Source organism: Bacillus sp. FSL H8-0492, from assembly GCF_038006145.1.
Classification (GTDB): Bacteria; Bacillota; Bacilli; order Bacillales; family Bacillaceae_G; genus Bacillus_A; species Bacillus_A mycoides.
On record NZ_JBBOUP010000001.1, the window covers coordinates 2,189,545 to 2,205,622 of the forward strand.

The following is a 16,078-nucleotide window of genomic DNA, read 5'->3' on the forward strand; positions in this document are numbered from 1 at the left end:
TAAATTAGTTAATATGAAGTTGAAATTTAAGAGGTTATAATTAAAAATGTAAGAATACCTATTCGTATATTGAATATTAAAATTGTATTCATTGAAAGGACATACTAGTAGTATAGAGTGTCTGTAATCTTCTATTGAAAAGGGAGAATGTTTATGAAAAAATCTAGTATCATAGTGTTCTTACTAACATATGGTTTGTTTTATCTTTCCAGTATCTTATTTCCTATTGATCGTATTTGGTATGATGCCTTAGAAAAGCCTGCTTGGACTCCTTCTGGTATGACAATAGGAATTGTTTGGGCTGTATTATATGGACTTATTGCAGTATCAGTTGCAATTATTTACAATAAGTATGGATTTAATCCAAAAACATTTTGGTTTTTATTCCTTTTAAATTATGTCTGCAATCAAGCATTTAGTTATTTTCAATTCAGCGAAAAAAATTTATTTTTAGCAACAATAGATTGTTTACTAGTTGCTATTACTACGTTGCTTCTTATAGTGTTTTCTTCCAATTTATCTAAGGTATCAGCATGCTTGTTCATTCCATATCTTTTATGGTCTGCGTTTGCTACATACTTATCTTGGGCAATTTATAGTATAAATTAGAGGTGTAAATGAAAACTTGAGCATAATAAAAATGCTCAAGTTTTTTTATGTTTGTTAGTCGATATATAGAAATAGCGGAAATAAAGAAGCAAAGTTTCCGCCCAAGAAAATCTTCTTATAATTAATTGTTGTTATTTAATTCTTTTATACATTCTTGAACAAGTGTGACTGCCTGACTCATGGTAGGGCCTGCGCCAAATGCAGCTGTTACTCCAACCGTTTCAAGGATTTCTTGTTCTGAAGCACCTTGATCAATACATCCCTTTGTATGATAAATGATGCAATACTCATCCTGAGAATAAAGACTTATACCCAATGCAATCAATTATTTTTCCTTCTTTGATAACTTACCATCTTTGAAGCACTCTTCTGTAAAAGAATTAAATTGTTCAGTAAATTTTGGCATTTTCTCAGCAAATAAACCCAATCCATATTTGTATTGTAATAGTGCAGCTTCTGTGGGATTTTTACCTTTATGTTCCATTTTGAATTCAACTCCATATTTAGTATGTATTAAACAAAGATTAGTATGGGCGTAAGTAGTTTTGACTAATCATAATTGTAAAAAGAAAAACAGATAAGAAAATTAAATTGAATCTTTCTTCAGTCTCTAGTGCTTTAATGAATGAAAAATATTTTTTAGTGAAAATTCCACATATTTTTACTGAAAAGAAAAATACTAATACCTGTTTTAGTACTTTACTCTTAAAGCATTAAAACAAAATTACTAACTACGATACAAGGAGGCAATCACTGTGGATATTCGTGAAGGATTAATTCCAACGGCACTAGGTACAGCAGTGACAGCAGCAGGTTATGCTCTTAAACAAACTCGTGGAGCTAATAAAATGATTGCAAATACAGTATTTGGATTTGGTTTAGCTCATGTTGTTTTAGGTGTAATTGATCTTGTAGAACATCGTCGTTAGAACAAAAGGCAAGCATATATTAATGCTTGCCTTTTGTGTATTACAATCAATATTCATATTTTAAAGTGTATTTATAGGAAAACATTTACAATGTATAACTTTGCACATTGAATTTTATAAAAAGAAAAGGTGATTGAATGGAATTTTCTAATGAAAGTAAAGCTTATCATGCTGGAGATATTGTTTATATTTTTTACCGAAATCCCCACACTCAGGATGTAGCAAATATACAAGCTGCAGCAGTTGTAAATAACCCAGAGAGACCAAATGAATTAGCATTATTCCTTTACGAAACGTATTATCCACTAACAAATGAGATGGCTGTATATGCTACCGAAGATGAGGCAAACCAAGCGTACAATTACTATTATGGTGATATTTCAGAGGAGATGTTAGAATGAATAACCCATTTATGCCTAAACTTGTATATTTTGAACCAAAAGCATTAGATTATCCGTTAGGGAAAGAGCTTTTTGAGAAATTTTCAAAGATGGATGTTGAAATTCGGCATACTACTTCCCATAATCAAGTGAGAGATCTCCCAGGTGAAAACGATTTTCAAAAGTATCGAGTAGCAAAATCTACTCTTGTCGTTGGGGTTAGAAAAACACTAAAATTTGATACTTCAAAGCCTTCAGCAGAGTATGCTATTCCTTTTGCAACAGGGTGTATGGGACATTGTCATTACTGTTATTTACAAACAACGATGGGGAGTAAGCCATATATCCGTACTTATGTAAATGTTGACGAAATCCTAGAAGCTGCTGACAAATATATGGAGGCTCGTACACCTGAATTAACAAGGTTTGAAGCCTCATGTACATCAGATATTGTAGGGATTGATCATTTAACTCATACTCTTAAGCGTGCGATTGAACATTTTGGAGGTTCTGAATATGGGAAATTACGATTCGTGACAAAATTTCATCATGTGGATCACTTGCTTGATGCAAAACATAACGGAAAAACAAGATTTCGCTTTAGTGTAAATGCTGATTATGTTATTAAAAACTTTGAGCCAGGTACTTCACCCCTAGCTAAACGAATTGAAGCAGCAGGAAAAGTAGCTAGAGCAGGATATCCCCTGGGGTTTATCGTGGCTCCTATTTATCTTCATGAAGGGTGGCAGGACGGGTACTATCATATGTTTGAACGCCTTGATGCTGAATTACCCCTTGATGTAAGGGATGATATTACATTTGAATTTATTCAACATCGTTTTACAAAGCCAGCTAAGAGGGTGATTGAAAAAAACTACCCTATGACCAAATTAGAATTAGATGAAGAGAGAAGAAGATATAAATGGGGGAAATATGGAATTGGTAAATATATCTATCAAAAAGAAGAAGAAGAGGATATCAAAAATTATCTTTATTCTTATATGAAAAAGTTCTTTCCAAATGCGAAATTGGAATATTTTACATAATAATAATTAATAGCATTAAAATACAATGCGTAATTAAGGAATCTGCAGACCAAAGATCAAAATTACATGTATGTTTGTTGAGTTTTATTATTTACTTACACTTATACGTCGTAAAGTAAGAAAAGTTTTAATTATAATAAAAATATTTAATTGATATGAAAAGGAAGGGGAGAGCTTTAATTTCCTTCCTTATTAAATATAATTTAATGCTTATTTTACAGTCTCTTTTAAACCTTACCCTAAATTCAATTATTTTTCCTCTAGTGATAGGCGGCATTTAGGATTATGTCTTGTGTATGTACTAAGTATATGAAAACTAATAAACTGTAAAGTTACCCTTTTTGAAGAGATTTTGTGATTTAATCTAGGTAAACTTGAACAAATATGTGGACATCTTTTTAGTAAGTAGTGCTTCTTCAGATGCTTAATCAAATTAATTACTATATGTTTTGGTATTTCCTGAAAGTGCTACAATATCAGCTACAAATAAAAAACATTTTATATTAATACCAATGTATATTACATTCTTTCATATCTAATATACATTGGTATTAATTACGAAAAGCTTTTAAATTTAAAATACCTCAAATGAAAGCAATCGTTCCGTAAACCTTCATACAAATTATATTTAATTATAATAATATTATGTAACAAGGAAGTTGAACTAAATTAGAAAAAATCAGTAAGGAAAGTGAGAAGGTAATATGAAGAGATTCGCAAATCAACATGTTGATTACATAAATTCAGAAAAATATGTTGAACTTTTAAAAGTTATGGCACGCCAATGCGTTTAAAACTAATTAGTGAGCTTTCTAGGTATAAAACATTAAATGCAACGCAGGTGACAGAAATTTAAAATATTCCACAATCAACTGTGTAACAATTATCGCTTAGGATTTTTTTGTTTTTTTTTGGTAAAAATAAAACTGGAGGTGTCTTTTAGATGAGTAAGGACTGGATTAAAGTATTTGTTGCTGCTTTCTTTGAAATTTTTTGGGTTACTGGTTTAAAATATGCTGATGACTTTTGGACTTGGACGGGAACTATCATTGCTATATTTTTCAGCTTTTATTTAATGATTATGGCAGGAAGAAAGCTTCCCGTGGGAACTGTTTATGCTGTTTTTGTTGGGTTAGGTACAGCTGGAACTGTCTTTTCTGAAATCCTATTCTTCGGTGAACCGTTTAAAGTGGGAAAAGTACTCTTGGTTTTATTTTTATTAGCTGGAGTAATTGGCTTGAAATTAGTCACAGATGACAAAGTTCAGGGAGGTGACGAATCCTAATGGCATGGATTTCTTTAATCTTAGCTGGTTTGTTTGAAATGTTTGGTGTTGCTATGATAAATAAATTACATAAAGACCGAAATTGGCAATCATTAGTTTTGTTAATTCTCGGATTTGGATTAAGTTTTATATTTCTTGCTTACGCAATGGAAACACTACCTATGGGAACAGCTTATGCAATTTGGACGGGAATTGGTGCGTCTGGTGGTGCAATTATAGGTATGGTTTTATATGACGAATCAAAAGATTGGAGAAGACTTATTTTTATAGGTATGGTTTTAAGTGCTGCAATAGGTCTAAAACTCGTTTCATAAATAATTTTTCAGATTAATCTATTAGGAAGACAATCTGTTTTTATTAAGCAAATTATCTTCTCGCTTTTTTTAAGTATGTAGTTTAATTTAAGAATTCAAATTATAAATAAAGTGTACAGCGCGAAAAATCTACCGCTGAAAAAACGTTAATTTTCTTGTTTACAAACAAGAGGGCATAGGAGTAATATATTGTACATAAATTCATATTACAATTCGCTGAATCCATATGGAGCGGGGGAACCAAATTTTGTGCGATTGCACTTGGGGTGAATCCTTCTTAAATGAAGGTAGCGCTACTCTCAAGGCCCGAATCCGACAGCTAACCTCGTAAGCGTTTCGAGAGGGGATACTATGGTGATTTTTAAAAACACTGGGTGAACTTTGGTGTCTTTTTTTATACTCTTTTTCTGGGGAATAATTCAAAAAAGGGATGAGATACTTGAAAGGGACACCCATAAAAACGTAAAATTCACTTTTTTCTTTTTCTTCTAATTAATGCAGCACCAATTGCAGCTGATATCATGAGAACGTTCATATCAAGTGATTTACTTCTGATTGCATTTTAGCAGGTTTATAACCGCCAATACCAATACTCACCGCATAAAGAAGTGTAATAAGAAGAGGTGATACGTTTGTAAAACTTCCTCCAAATCCTAAAGCTAAAAATAATCCTGAGAGAATTAAAGTTGTATTTTTAGTTTTTTGAACAGGTGCTGTACCTCTACGATTTCCCGCTAAAGAGGCTCCAAATCCTACGTTAGACACTTCTTTAATAATGTCATCCACATCTCGATCATGACGAATATGCATTTTTCCAGTAGCGAAGTTTACTCGAACTTCTTCTACGCCAGAAACATTTTGTAAATGCTTTTCGATTGTTAAGGCACATGCCCCGCAATCCATACCTTCCACAAGGTATGTTTGTACGCCATCCCCTGATATTTTTTTTGTATTAATAAGAGGTGATGGGTCTTCGCATGAGCTATCACTACAGCAAGAAGAGTTTGAATGCGTTTGTTCTTTTTCTAGAGCTAATTCAGATGAACAGCAGGAAGAACTATTTTTTATTTTTATAGAATCATTGTTACTACTGCAACAAGAGGTTTCCTTGGTAATAGGGGTGATTGGAATCTCATTTTTAGTCATTTCACCAGTTTCATCATTACTGCTACAACAAGAAGTTTCTTTAGCGATAGGAACAATTGGAATCTCTTTTTTCGAAGAACAACATGATGAAGTTTCCTTTGCTAAATCTTCTTTTGAGGGTGTTAAGGAAGAATTATGACAGCAATTTGTTTGTTTTTCCTTCTCGTTCTTATCTGTCATGACAGTTTTCTCCTTTTTGAGATAAACAAGCATCGTTTTTATCACATGATGCTACTTCATTTTGTACGTCATGAAAGACAACATCAAACATAGCGAGTAACTGTTCAATTTGCTGATTGCGCAAGGAATAGTGGACGTATTTTCCTTCTTGTCTACCTAGAATGATTCCGCATCCTTTTAAACAATTTAGATGCTGAGATACGTTCGATTGATTTCCTTGGGTGATTTCTACAATTTCAGATACTGTTTTTTCACCATCCATCATACATTGAAGAATTTGTAGTCTTGTTTTATCAGCAAAGCCACGGATGAACTTGGCTTTTAAATCTAAATCATTTGAGTTGCACAATTTTATCCTCTCTATTCGTATTAGTAATGACTAATATGTTTATTCTTTATTCATTTAGCATTGGCTAATATGTGTGTCAAAATGAATTAAGAAAAGTTTGATATTTTTGTTTTTTAGAGGGAAGTTTTCACAATATATTCATAAACTAATAAAAAGCAGTTTACAAATTTGCATATAGCTTATATAATTTGACTCGTATAAAAAAGTTTCCCTAAGGAAACTTAGGTGTGGATTCATATTCGCATTATATTTTTTTGTTTGAAAGTTGCCTTAGTGCAAAATAATTACATATACGAAAAAAAGAAAGGAGAATACACAAAAAATGGATGAGGCTATAATTGTCAAAGATTTATTTGTATCTTACCAAGGGAATCAAGTCGTTCAAAATGTTTCCTTCGATATTGAAAAAGGGAAACTCGTTGGAATTATTGGTCCAAACGGAGCGGGAAAATCTACTTTAATGAAAGCTGTTTTAGATTTAATTCCAAATGATAAGGGATACGTTCAAGTTCTTGGGGAGGATATTCGGAGCGCTAGAAAACATGTTGCATACGTACCGCAAAGGAGTGATATAGATTGGGACTTCCCGATCACAGTTATAGATGTCGTGCTAATTGGAACGTATCCATCTTTAGGTATGATGAAAAGACCGAAGAAAGAGCATCGGGATTGGGCTTTTGAATGTTTAAAAAAGGTCGGAATGGAGGAATTTAAAAATCGTCAAATTGGTGAGCTTTCAGGCGGACAACAACAACGTGTTTTTTTAGCGAGAGCGTTAGCACAAAAGGCGGAGATATTCTTTTTAGATGAACCGTTTGTTGGAATTGATGTAACAAGTGAAGAGACAATTATTAAGATTCTTAGAGAATTACGTACAGAAGGGAAAACAATTGTTGTTGTACATCACGATCTAAGTAAAGCAGAATCCTATTTTGATAAATTACTATTATTGAATAAGAGCTTAATTCATTACGGAGAAGTAAGGCAAGTATTAGAACCAACTGTTATGTCAAAAGCGTATGTGAATCAGGGCATATTCTTCAATAATTCAGCGGAGGTACATTCATCATGAAGATTGTAGAATTTATAGATGCATTAATGCAGTATGGTTTTCTGCAGAAGGCGCTATTAACTTCCGTTATGGTAGGAGTTATTTGCGGTGTAATTGGATGTTTTATTATTTTACGAGGTATGGCTTTAATGGGGGATGCCATTTCACATGCCGTTCTTCCAGGAGTAGCCCTTTCTTATATGATTGGTATGAACTATTTTATAGGGGCGGTTTTAACAGGTGTTATTACTGCGGTTGGAATTGGATTTGTAAGTCAAAATAGTCGAATTAAACATGATATGGCGATAGGAATTATGTTTACATCTGTTTTCGCTATAGGGATTATTTTAATTACCTTTATGAAGAGTAGTTCGGATTTGTATCATATTTTATTTGGGAATGTTCTATCAGTTCGCTCTTCCGATATGTGGATGACACTTATTATTGGAGTTGTCATTATTGGTCTTGTGATTTTGTTTTATAAAGAACTACTCGTATCCACTTTTGATCCAACGATGGCGCAAAGTTATGGATTGCCGAACAAATGGATTCATTACGGTTTAATGATTTTACTTACAATGGTTACAGTTGCTTCACTTCAAACTGTGGGAATTATTCTAGTTGTCGCTATGCTTATTACACCAGCGGCTACAGCGTACTTATTAACAAACCGTTTATGGGTCATGATTTACTTAGCGGCAGGCATTGGTGCACTTTCATCTGTAGTAGGGCTATATTTTAGTTTCTCGTATAATCTTGCTTCAGGTGCAACAATTGTTCTTGTCGCTACTTTCTTGTTCGCATTGGCATTCTTTTTCTCGCCGTCACAAGGTTTATTTTGGAGAGCTATCAAAATTAGAAAAAATAGAGCAGAGTTGTCATAATTGATTGGAGGATAAAAATGAAATTTAAAAATGTTATACTTTCAATACTTTGTATTTTCGTATTTGCATTAACAGCGTGTTCTAGTAACACAAATGGGAAAGAAGAGAAAAGTGGGAAATTAAAAGTTGTAACTACATACTCCATTATATATGATATGGTGAAGCAAATTGGTGGGGATAAGGTTGAGATTCATAGTCTTGTTCCAATTGGAGCTAACCCACATGAATATGATCCACTACCGAAAGATGTTATGAAAATGACAGATGCTGATATGGTGTTTTACAATGGATTAAACCTAGAAGAGGGCGGAGCATGGTTTAAAAAACTATTGAAAACCGCAAATAAATCAGAGAAAGATGCACCTGTTTATAAAGTAAGTGAAGGTGTAGAGGCTATTTATTTAGAAACAAAAGGATTAGAAAAAGAACCAGATCCACATGCATGGATGAATATTAAAAATGGTATTTTATATGCTGAAAATGTAAAGAAAGCATTAATTAAAGAAGACCCTAAAAATAAAGAGTTCTATACTGAAAATGCCGATAAGTATATAACAGAACTTCAAAAGTTACATGATGAGACAGTGAACAGAATTCATCAACTTTCGGAAGAAAAACGTTTCCTAATCTCTAGTGAAGGTGCTTTTAAATACTTTGGAAAAGCATATGGAATTAAGACAGGATACATTTGGGAAATTAACTCAGAGAATCAAGGTACTCCAGATCAAATTAGAGATGTTGTAAGTTTAATTCAAACAAACAAAGTTCCAGCTTTATTTGTAGAAACAAGTGTAGATCGACGTAGCATGGAAACTGTTTCAAAAGAAACAAACGTGCCGATTGCAGGTACAATTTTTACAGACTCACTAGGTAAAACAGGTGAGGATGGAGATACGTATTTGAAAATGATGAAATGGAATATAGATACAATTATTAATGGGTTACAAAAGTGAAATCTATCTGTTTTTCAATGTAGCGTAACTATTGAAGATTTTTAAAATAAGAGAAAAAAGGCCAACTCCTAGGAGTTGGCCCTTTCGTTTATGTATTATGTTTTAATTTTCTATGTTTAATAATTAGGATATATCAAATGTAAATCGGATGTAATTGTACAAAATTATTTAGTTTAAGTCGCGATATATAATACACGCCTCATTGGTCCATTTGATCTAAATCGTCCAGTGAATAATAGCCTAAATCCCGAATACATAAATCGCCAGGTCGTAATGTTGCTAAACATTCTGTTCCAAAGGTCTTATCAGTGTTCTTACCCGGTTCAACTTGAAAATTTAAAACCTGTCCACTATGTAAATCATATTCTAATTGAATCTTTATACCTGCTGTTTGTGCACAACCATCCGATCCAGGATACACACTAGCTAAATGTTTTGGCACTTGAAAAATCGTCGCATCTAAAATACGAATCTGTTGAAAATAGGTAATTGAAGAGCTTGGAATCACTGATGTTTCACAAATTTTATTTTTTAATAATATAGAGAAGATATGTTTTAAAAAGCAAACAGCCTTCTTATTGAAGTGTTTATTTAGTCCTTCTGGACTCATAAGAGTTCCTGTAACAGCATGAAGTTGACTACAAAGTCGAACTAAGGAATCACTCGCTACAAGTTGACTAATCCATACACAAATAATAGCTAAATCACGTCCTGAAAATTTACGCTTTCGTTGTACAAAAGCTAGTTCTCTAGCGAGTTTTTCTAAAAATGATGGGGTAAGATGTTGATGTAATTCTTCAGCAAATAATTGTAGCTCGCTTCGAATCGAAAGATTCATAAAAATCTCATCCTTTCTAATAATCAAGCTTGTTTAGAAAGAATAACGTTTTTTTATACCTGAGGATAGTGAAAACTTCACGTCTTTCTTACAAATATCGTGAATTTATTTCAAATTCGCACAGTTTTCTGTTAATTAAAGGAGACAAACTTGGATATATATGCTAACATCATGGAGGAATTGTAAAGGAAACTGGAAAAATGGAGGTAATTATGAAAACTTTCATATATATGGTTAGACACGGAGATTCACCAAAGTTTGGAAAAGAAGGAACAAGAGGATTAACTGAAAAAGGAAAATTAGATGTTCAACGAATAACAGATATATTACAAGGTGAGGGAATCGACGTTGTTATCTCAAGTCCATACAATCGTTCAATTCTAACTGTTCAGCAGTTAGCGAAGCAAATAGGACAAGAAGTTTTAGTATTTGAAGACTTAAAAGAGAGAATCTTTATTGCTGAAGAGGAACGAATGTCGGATAAAGAATTATTTCCTTTGATAAAAAAGTCATTTTTAGACCCCGACTTTGCTTTAACGGGAGGAGAGTCTAATGTCGACTGTCAGAAACGTGCTATAAAAGTCTTAAAAGAATTATTAAACACCTATCGAGGACAGAAAGTAGTATTAGGCACTCATGGAGCTGTAATGACTTTGATGATGGGGTATTATGACAGTAAGTATGATTTGAATTTTTTACTTCAGACATCAAAACCAGATATATATAGAATGGAATTCAACGGGCAGGAATTGGTGGAAGTTAAAAGATTGTGGGAAATTTCATAGAGTGACTTTATTCATCCGTAGCTTCCCAAAATGACGTGTATTATAAGAAAAAGGGTTACTGCGGTAACCCTTTTTCTTATGGCACTGACGGGGATTGAGTTCAACAATCTAAAAAATTCGGTTTCTTAGCGTACAAAATTCACGTTTTGTTCTTGCTATCCCGAGGTGAAATGGGAGGGAATGTTTTTGGACAGGATATCTTTAAAGTTATTTTTTAAATCAATCCTATTTTTTTTCATATGCGGTATTGTTGTTTGTTCTATATTTCAGATTATTTTTGTCTGGAGTGTTTCGACAGGATTAGGGAGGGATGATATAGTCGGATTTTCTGATAATAAGTATGTAATTGGCCGTCCACCTGTTAGCTATAATTTATATAAAAAAGATAGTGGAGAAACTATATTAGATAATGTTAATGGTTATAAAAAGGGAAAAACTAAAAGCTATGTTCGAAATGAAGTTGAATTTGTAGTGATAGATGAGATAAAGGGTAGCTATGAATTGTATAAAATAGAAAATGCTTCAGAAAAGGAGATAGCATGGCTGAAAGAAATGAAGAAATTAGAATAATAGAGACTATCTGAAAGATAAAGAAGCAAACTTGTTATTGTTAGATTTAAAAAATGGTTTAGACTGATAACTGAGTTTTATTTCATGAAAAGAGTCAGTATTAAAATAAAGTATTAGGGGGTCAGTCCGATCGCCATCAAGCTACTATTTTGAATCACCACCAAAACAAAAATTTTATCTCTCGACAGTTATATAGGAGAATTAAGCTCATTTTTTCGTTTTGGGGTGAATCTGTTTTCTTAAGTTGATGGGCATGCAACTGTACCCCATATTAGAAAAAACGATATTTTGATGCAAAGTTATCGTGCAAGCAAGAGCATTAAAGTTCTATCGTCAATTCATTTTTTGCTATAATAGATGCGTGGCAGGAAATAGATAGAAAGATACTGCTAGTAATTTATACTTACAATGTAGGGAGATTGAACAGAGTTATGGGGACAGAAAAAGAAATTAGTTCCGCTAAATTAATATGGAAGATGACGCGCCCGCATACATTAACGGCGACGTTTTCTCCTGTAATTTTAGGGACAGTGGCATCACTTTATGTTGCCGAAATTGATTGGCTTTTATTTATTGCGATGATGGTTGCATGTTTAGCATTGCAAATAGCAACGAATTTATTTAACGAGTACTATGACTTCAAACGTGGATTAGATACCGCTGATTCTGTTGGGATTGGTGGCGGAATTGTCCGTCACGGATTGAAACCAAAAAATGTGTTAACAGTTGCACTTTTATTGTATGTAGTAGCAGCAATTATTGGAGTTTATATTTGTATGAATAGCAGCTGGTGGTTAGTCGTCATTGGTTTAATTGGGATGGCGGTTGGCTATTTATATACAGGTGGTCCATTACCAATTGCGTACACTCCTTTTGGAGAACTAGTTTCTGGATTGTTAATGGGGACATGTTTTGTACTCATTGCTTTCTTTATTCAAACGAATACTATAACGATTGAAAGTGTATTGATTTCCATTCCAATTGGAATTTTAGTTGGTGCAATCAATATGTCGAATAATATCCGAGATATCGAAGAAGATATTAAAGGTGGAAGAAAGACATTAGTAATCCTCCTTGGAAGAGAGAAAGCAGTAGTAACACTAGCTGTAGCCTTTTTCATTGCTTATTCATGGATCGTGGTAATTGTATTGATGGGTTATTTAAGCCCTTGGGCATTAGTTATGTTCCTAGGTTTGAGAAAGCCAATCTCTGCAATTCAAAGTTTCCAAAAAGGAGCAAAGGATCCCGGATATATGCGCATCGCAATGAAATCAACAGCGATGACAAATACGATTTTCGGCTTCTTATTATCAGCAGGATTATTAATCAGCTACTTGTTTTAAATAAAAATATTGTTAAGTAACTTAACCCCAATTTCTCAATTTTAATTTAGAGAGATTGGGGTTTTTATTTTGAGTTTGTTTAATGTTGTAAACTATTTTCATTTGAAATGCAAATACCAATAAATTGCAACTTCATCACTTGTCATATCCAAACCTTTATAAATAAGAAAATCAAATCCACCTATTACAAATCCACATTTTTCATAGAACTTACATGCTGCGACATTATTATTTTGCGTTTCAAGCATGATACCGGGCATGTTGGCTTCTTTTGCCCATTGCTTTGCTTGATCAACTAATCTTTTACCAACCCCGAGTGTACGATGTTTTTTATCCACCGTTATATCTTCTATGTAAGCATAGTGATTCCAATTCTTTTTCAATACTATTAATCCGATGATTTGGTTATGTAACAGTGCTATGTAAATGACTTGATTGGGCTTATTTATATATTCATTGTACGCCAGTTCTTCATTATCATTTTGTAAATAACTTTTTTCATAACTCGGAACGTCTTCTACTGTATATTCTATGCGTCTATTTACTTTTGAAAGAGAAAGAATTAACCGAGCATTCACTATAAAACTGTCATCAATCTCCGGGTGATTGTCTAAATCATTTGTTTCTAACTTTCTAATTAAAAGGCTCATCGTGATACCTCCCAAATCATATTATTTCTTCTGGTTCTTTATGTGATTCAAATTCATTCCAATTACAAAATTATAATGGAATTTCAATAGTAAGGCTATCTCTGCATTTTATCTTTATATCAGTATGCTATTATCTTGATATAACTATGTTACATTTAGTAGTGACAGAAATAGTGAAAGATTTCTAATTGGTTAAAATATAAAATGAACTATTTCTTTATAAAAATAAAATTAATCGTGGGGAAGATGAAATATGCAAAGAACAATTTTAATTGTAGAAGATGAAGATATTTTACGTGAAATCATGAAGGATTACCTACTAAACGAAGGGTATAACGTCTTAGAGGCGATTGATGGGAAAGAAGCGTTATCTATATTTGAAGAACATGAGGTACATTTAATTATTCTAGACATTATGTTACCGGAATTAGATGGTTGGGCGGTTTGCCGGCGAATTCGGAAGAAATCTAATGTACCTATTATTATGCTAACGGCTCGGGTGGATGAGGATGATACTTTACTGGGATTTGAACTGGGGGCAGATGATTATGTTACAAAACCATATAGTCCTCCTATTTTATTGGCAAGAGCAAAACGAATAATTGAAAGCCGATATTCTTCCACTGTTAATGTATCTACTGCAGACACATTAACTAGTAGTGGTATCCATGTACATTTCCCTTCTCGTACAGTAACTGTAGATGGGGAAGACATAAGTATGACACATACAGAATTTGAAATATTAACGTATTTCATGCAAAATCAAGGGATTGTAATTTCGAGAGAACAACTAATCACTAAAATTTGGGGTTATGAATTCGCTGGGGATGATCGTACTGTTAATAGTCATATCCGTAATTTGCGTCATAAATTAGGACAAAAAGCGACTTGTATTGTAACTGTTGTGCGAGCTGGTTATAAATTTGAGGGAAAGGTATGAAAAAAGGAATTGTATTGAAGTTGTTTTTATTAACAACGGCATTATGCACACTTATTTTAGTGACTATTTTTATTGGACAAACCATATTTTTTAAGCAATATTATTCGAATCGAAAAGTTAATGATATTAAAACGAATATTCAATCCTTTGAAAAGGCATATATAAAAGCTGGAGATGACGCGAAAAGGATTCAAGAGTTGGAACAAAATTTCTACCAAGATAATGCGACATGGATTACAACGCTAGATAGGGTAGGGAATATAAAATATGCAAGTGATTTTTCTTTAGAAATTCAGTTAGATCCTAACGAAAATAAGACCTTTTCTGAACGTTTAATTCAGATACCGTTGTATAGTTTTATCAATTTAGAAGATATACAAAGGATAAAAGATAGTTTAGAACAGGGGAGTCATATTATTATCGATGGAGTGCAGGAAGGTGATGCAGTAGTCCCTGCGATGTTAACAATAAAAGAGAAGAATATTGGTTTGGAGAACAAGCAGTTGTCAGAGAAGTTATATGGCCCAAAAGTCGCATCTTCAAAAGAAAATTCACAGTTATATTTAGCAGGAAGTATTAAGAACGTGCAGTTACCGGAGGGTACTGTAGGAACTAACTCTATTTATGGAAATCGTGTGTTAATAGATAGAATAAAACAATTTCAGGTTGATTTAATATTAAATCAAAAACCAAATAATATTACTTCTACAGAAATAGTGGATTATGAGGAAAATGATATTAAATATAAACTATTAATCAAACCAACAATAGATGCAGATGGTAAGGTAAATTATATATTTGCTATGACATCATTGCAACCAGTTGATGAAGCTGTGCAAATGATAAAGGATTATTATGTATATTTAATTATCTTTGTTTTGATTTTAATCGTTTTGATATCGTTCTATTATTCAAATAAAATCGCCAAACCACTATTACAAATAAATGATACTACAAAAAAAATTGCAGGTTTAGATTTCTCTGAGACGATACCTATTACTACAAAGGATGAAATAGGTGATTTATCAAAAAATATTAATACACTTTCTAAGGCTTTGCATTCGTATATTAATCAATTGCAGCAAGATATAGAGAAAGAAAAGCAATTAGAAAATACACGTAAAGAATTTATCGCGGGTGTTTCACATGAGTTAAAAACACCTTTAAGTATTATGAAGAGCTGTATTTCAATTTTGGAGGATGGTGTTGCTAGTAATAAAAAGGATTATTACTTTAAAGCAATGTCAAAAGAAGTAGATAAAATGGATATGCTTATTATTGATATGCTGGAGTTAGCAAAATTCGAGTCTGGTACGTATAAGATGGAAATGGATGTTTTCCATATTGATGAGATGATTGATTATATATGTGAGCAATTAACCTCGGATATAACAGCTAAGCAATTACATGTCCATAAACAACTTTCTAAAATTGAGGTAGTTGCAAATCCACATCGAATAGAGCAGGTGGTGACTAACTTTATTACGAATGCGATTCGTTACACACCAGAACAGGAGAATATTATTATTTCTACAATAGAAGAGAATGAACGTGTAAAAGTATGTGTAGAAAATAAAGGAGCACATATTGAACTAGAACATTTAGAGAAAATATGGGATCGTTTTTATCGAGGAGATACGTCTCGTCAACGCTCCAAAGGCGGAACAGGATTGGGCCTTGCTATTTCAAAAAATATATTAGAACTGCATGACGCGGAATATGGTGTTTCGAATACAGAAGATGGAGTATTATTTTTCTTCTATTTAAATAAAAACGTGTAGAATTTTCGTTCTACACGTTTTTATCATTTTTAAACAAAATCGACA

The 16,078-nt window shown here is 32.8% G+C and carries 16 protein-coding genes, 4 pseudogenes and 1 riboswitch; of the genes and pseudogenes, 15 read left to right on the top strand and 5 right to left on the bottom strand.

The window, feature by feature from the left end; genetic code table 11:
* Positions 1-153: 153 nt before the first annotated feature.
* On the top strand, positions 154-609 hold the full coding sequence (locus tag MHH66_RS11135; RefSeq protein WP_078185929.1) for a TspO/MBR family protein: 456 nt from the start codon (positions 154-156) through the stop codon (positions 607-609).
* Positions 610-730: 121 nt separating this feature from the next.
* On the opposite strand, the pseudogene MHH66_RS11140 reads toward MHH66_RS11135, so the two are convergent.
* A pseudogene (locus MHH66_RS11140) lies at positions 731-1,093 on the bottom strand (carboxymuconolactone decarboxylase family protein).
* A gap of 271 nt (positions 1,094-1,364) precedes the next feature.
* Here MHH66_RS11140 and MHH66_RS11145 point away from each other — a divergent pair.
* From MHH66_RS11145 to MHH66_RS11170, 6 genes and pseudogenes are all read left to right on the top strand, one after another.
* The gene (locus tag MHH66_RS11145) at positions 1,365-1,538 is read left to right on the top strand and encodes an asparagine synthase (protein ID WP_078185930.1); all 174 of its coding nucleotides are present in this window, start codon (positions 1,365-1,367) and stop codon (positions 1,536-1,538) included.
* A 137-nt stretch (positions 1,539-1,675) separates the two neighbouring features.
* Entirely contained in the window at positions 1,676-1,939 is a 264-nt protein-coding gene (locus tag MHH66_RS11150) for a transcriptional regulator SplA domain-containing protein (protein WP_078185931.1), read from the top strand.
* Positions 1,936-2,964, top strand: coding sequence for a spore photoproduct lyase (gene splB / locus MHH66_RS11155; protein WP_078185932.1), 1,029 nt, complete (start codon positions 1,936-1,938; stop codon positions 2,962-2,964). The genes MHH66_RS11150 and splB overlap by 4 nt, the downstream gene beginning before the upstream one ends.
* 704 nt (positions 2,965-3,668) lie before the next feature.
* A pseudogene (locus MHH66_RS11160) lies at positions 3,669-3,817 on the top strand (transcriptional regulator); the annotation flags it as partial.
* Positions 3,818-3,907: 90 nt separating this feature from the next.
* Entirely contained in the window at positions 3,908-4,249 is a 342-nt protein-coding gene (locus MHH66_RS11165) for a DMT family transporter (RefSeq protein WP_078185933.1), read from the top strand.
* Positions 4,249-4,563, top strand: coding sequence for a DMT family transporter (locus tag MHH66_RS11170; protein WP_078185934.1), 315 nt, complete (start codon positions 4,249-4,251; stop codon positions 4,561-4,563). The genes MHH66_RS11165 and MHH66_RS11170 overlap by 1 nt, the downstream gene beginning before the upstream one ends.
* A 204-nt stretch (positions 4,564-4,767) precedes the next feature.
* Positions 4,768-4,913: riboswitch (cyclic di-AMP (ydaO/yuaA leader) on the top strand.
* Between the two features lie 140 nt (positions 4,914-5,053).
* On the opposite strand, the pseudogene MHH66_RS11175 reads toward MHH66_RS11170, so the two are convergent.
* Positions 5,054-5,889 (bottom strand): annotated as a pseudogene (locus MHH66_RS11175) (cation transporter); the annotation flags it as partial.
* Positions 5,879-6,238: an ArsR/SmtB family transcription factor gene (locus tag MHH66_RS11180; RefSeq protein WP_078185935.1), complete on the bottom strand. Its 360-nt coding sequence runs from the start codon at positions 6,236-6,238 to the stop codon at positions 5,879-5,881. The gene MHH66_RS11180 and the pseudogene MHH66_RS11175, both read right to left, overlap by 11 nt.
* Before the next feature lie 322 nt (positions 6,239-6,560).
* Here MHH66_RS11180 and MHH66_RS11185 point away from each other — a divergent pair, with 322 nt between their 5' ends.
* Genes MHH66_RS11185 through mntA form a run of 3 tightly spaced genes read left to right on the top strand, consistent with a single transcriptional unit; the run spans position 6,561 to position 9,126 of the window.
* Positions 6,561-7,310, top strand: a complete 750-nt coding sequence (locus MHH66_RS11185; RefSeq protein ID WP_078185936.1) for a metal ABC transporter ATP-binding protein — start codon at positions 6,561-6,563, stop codon at positions 7,308-7,310.
* Positions 7,307-8,173 (top strand): metal ABC transporter permease, encoded by an 867-nt coding sequence (locus MHH66_RS11190; protein ID WP_048525430.1) that lies wholly within the window; start codon positions 7,307-7,309, stop codon positions 8,171-8,173. Before MHH66_RS11185 ends, MHH66_RS11190 begins: the two co-directional genes overlap by 4 nt.
* 17 nt (positions 8,174-8,190) lie before the next feature.
* Positions 8,191-9,126 carry a manganese ABC transporter substrate-binding protein/adhesin MntA gene (gene mntA / locus MHH66_RS11195; RefSeq protein WP_078185937.1) on the top strand — a complete coding sequence of 312 codons (936 nt, stop codon included), beginning with the start codon at positions 8,191-8,193 and terminating at the stop codon, positions 9,124-9,126.
* A gap of 202 nt (positions 9,127-9,328) precedes the next feature.
* Here the strand turns inward: mntA and MHH66_RS11200 are convergent.
* Positions 9,329-9,964 (bottom strand): annotated as a pseudogene (locus MHH66_RS11200) (IS4 family transposase); the annotation flags it as partial.
* Positions 9,965-10,176: 212 nt separating this feature from the next.
* Between MHH66_RS11200 and MHH66_RS11205 the strand changes: the two are divergent.
* The 3 genes from MHH66_RS11205 (at position 10,177) to menA (ending at position 12,662) form a co-directional block, all read left to right on the top strand.
* Positions 10,177-10,749 carry a histidine phosphatase family protein gene (locus MHH66_RS11205; protein ID WP_002165482.1) on the top strand — a complete coding sequence of 191 codons (573 nt, stop codon included), beginning with the start codon at positions 10,177-10,179 and terminating at the stop codon, positions 10,747-10,749.
* Positions 10,750-10,935: 186 nt separating this feature from the next.
* Positions 10,936-11,319, top strand: a complete 384-nt coding sequence (locus MHH66_RS11210; protein WP_078185938.1) for a hypothetical protein — start codon at positions 10,936-10,938, stop codon at positions 11,317-11,319.
* Positions 11,320-11,750: 431 nt separating this feature from the next.
* Positions 11,751-12,662 carry a 1,4-dihydroxy-2-naphthoate polyprenyltransferase gene (menA, locus tag MHH66_RS11215; protein WP_078185939.1) on the top strand — a complete coding sequence of 304 codons (912 nt, stop codon included), beginning with the start codon at positions 11,751-11,753 and terminating at the stop codon, positions 12,660-12,662.
* A 98-nt stretch (positions 12,663-12,760) separates the two neighbouring features.
* Here the strand turns inward: menA and satA are convergent, their stop codons facing one another.
* A complete protein-coding gene (gene satA, locus MHH66_RS11220) occupies positions 12,761-13,312 on the bottom strand; it encodes a streptothricin N-acetyltransferase SatA (protein ID WP_002165487.1) in 552 nt (183 codons plus the stop codon).
* A gap of 253 nt (positions 13,313-13,565) precedes the next feature.
* Here satA and MHH66_RS11225 point away from each other — a divergent pair, with 253 nt between their 5' ends.
* On the top strand, positions 13,566-14,252 hold the full coding sequence (locus MHH66_RS11225; RefSeq protein ID WP_078185940.1) for a response regulator transcription factor: 687 nt from the start codon (positions 13,566-13,568) through the stop codon (positions 14,250-14,252).
* Positions 14,249-16,033: a sensor histidine kinase gene (locus MHH66_RS11230; RefSeq protein WP_063218531.1), complete on the top strand. Its 1,785-nt coding sequence runs from the start codon at positions 14,249-14,251 to the stop codon at positions 16,031-16,033. Before MHH66_RS11225 ends, MHH66_RS11230 begins: the two co-directional genes overlap by 4 nt.
* Positions 16,034-16,078: the final 45 nt, after the last annotated feature.

Coding starts and splice junctions, on each gene's coding strand:
- MHH66_RS11165 (WP_078185933.1), top strand. CDS start 3,908: ATGAGTAAGGACTGGATTAAAGTATTTGTTGCTGCTTTCTTTGAAATT.
- satA (WP_002165487.1), bottom strand. CDS start 13,312: ATGAGCCTTTTAATTAGAAAGTTAGAAACAAATGATTTAGACAATCAC.
- MHH66_RS11190 (WP_048525430.1), top strand. CDS start 7,307: ATGAAGATTGTAGAATTTATAGATGCATTAATGCAGTATGGTTTTCTG.
- MHH66_RS11170 (WP_078185934.1), top strand. CDS start 4,249: ATGGCATGGATTTCTTTAATCTTAGCTGGTTTGTTTGAAATGTTTGGT.
- MHH66_RS11205 (WP_002165482.1), top strand. CDS start 10,177: ATGAAAACTTTCATATATATGGTTAGACACGGAGATTCACCAAAGTTT.
- menA (WP_078185939.1), top strand. CDS start 11,751: ATGGGGACAGAAAAAGAAATTAGTTCCGCTAAATTAATATGGAAGATG.
- mntA (WP_078185937.1), top strand. CDS start 8,191: ATGAAATTTAAAAATGTTATACTTTCAATACTTTGTATTTTCGTATTT.
- MHH66_RS11230 (WP_063218531.1), top strand. CDS start 14,249: ATGAAAAAAGGAATTGTATTGAAGTTGTTTTTATTAACAACGGCATTA.
- MHH66_RS11225 (WP_078185940.1), top strand. CDS start 13,566: ATGCAAAGAACAATTTTAATTGTAGAAGATGAAGATATTTTACGTGAA.
- MHH66_RS11150 (WP_078185931.1), top strand. CDS start 1,676: ATGGAATTTTCTAATGAAAGTAAAGCTTATCATGCTGGAGATATTGTT.
- MHH66_RS11135 (WP_078185929.1), top strand. CDS start 154: ATGAAAAAATCTAGTATCATAGTGTTCTTACTAACATATGGTTTGTTT.
- MHH66_RS11185 (WP_078185936.1), top strand. CDS start 6,561: ATGGATGAGGCTATAATTGTCAAAGATTTATTTGTATCTTACCAAGGG.
- splB (WP_078185932.1), top strand. CDS start 1,936: ATGAATAACCCATTTATGCCTAAACTTGTATATTTTGAACCAAAAGCA.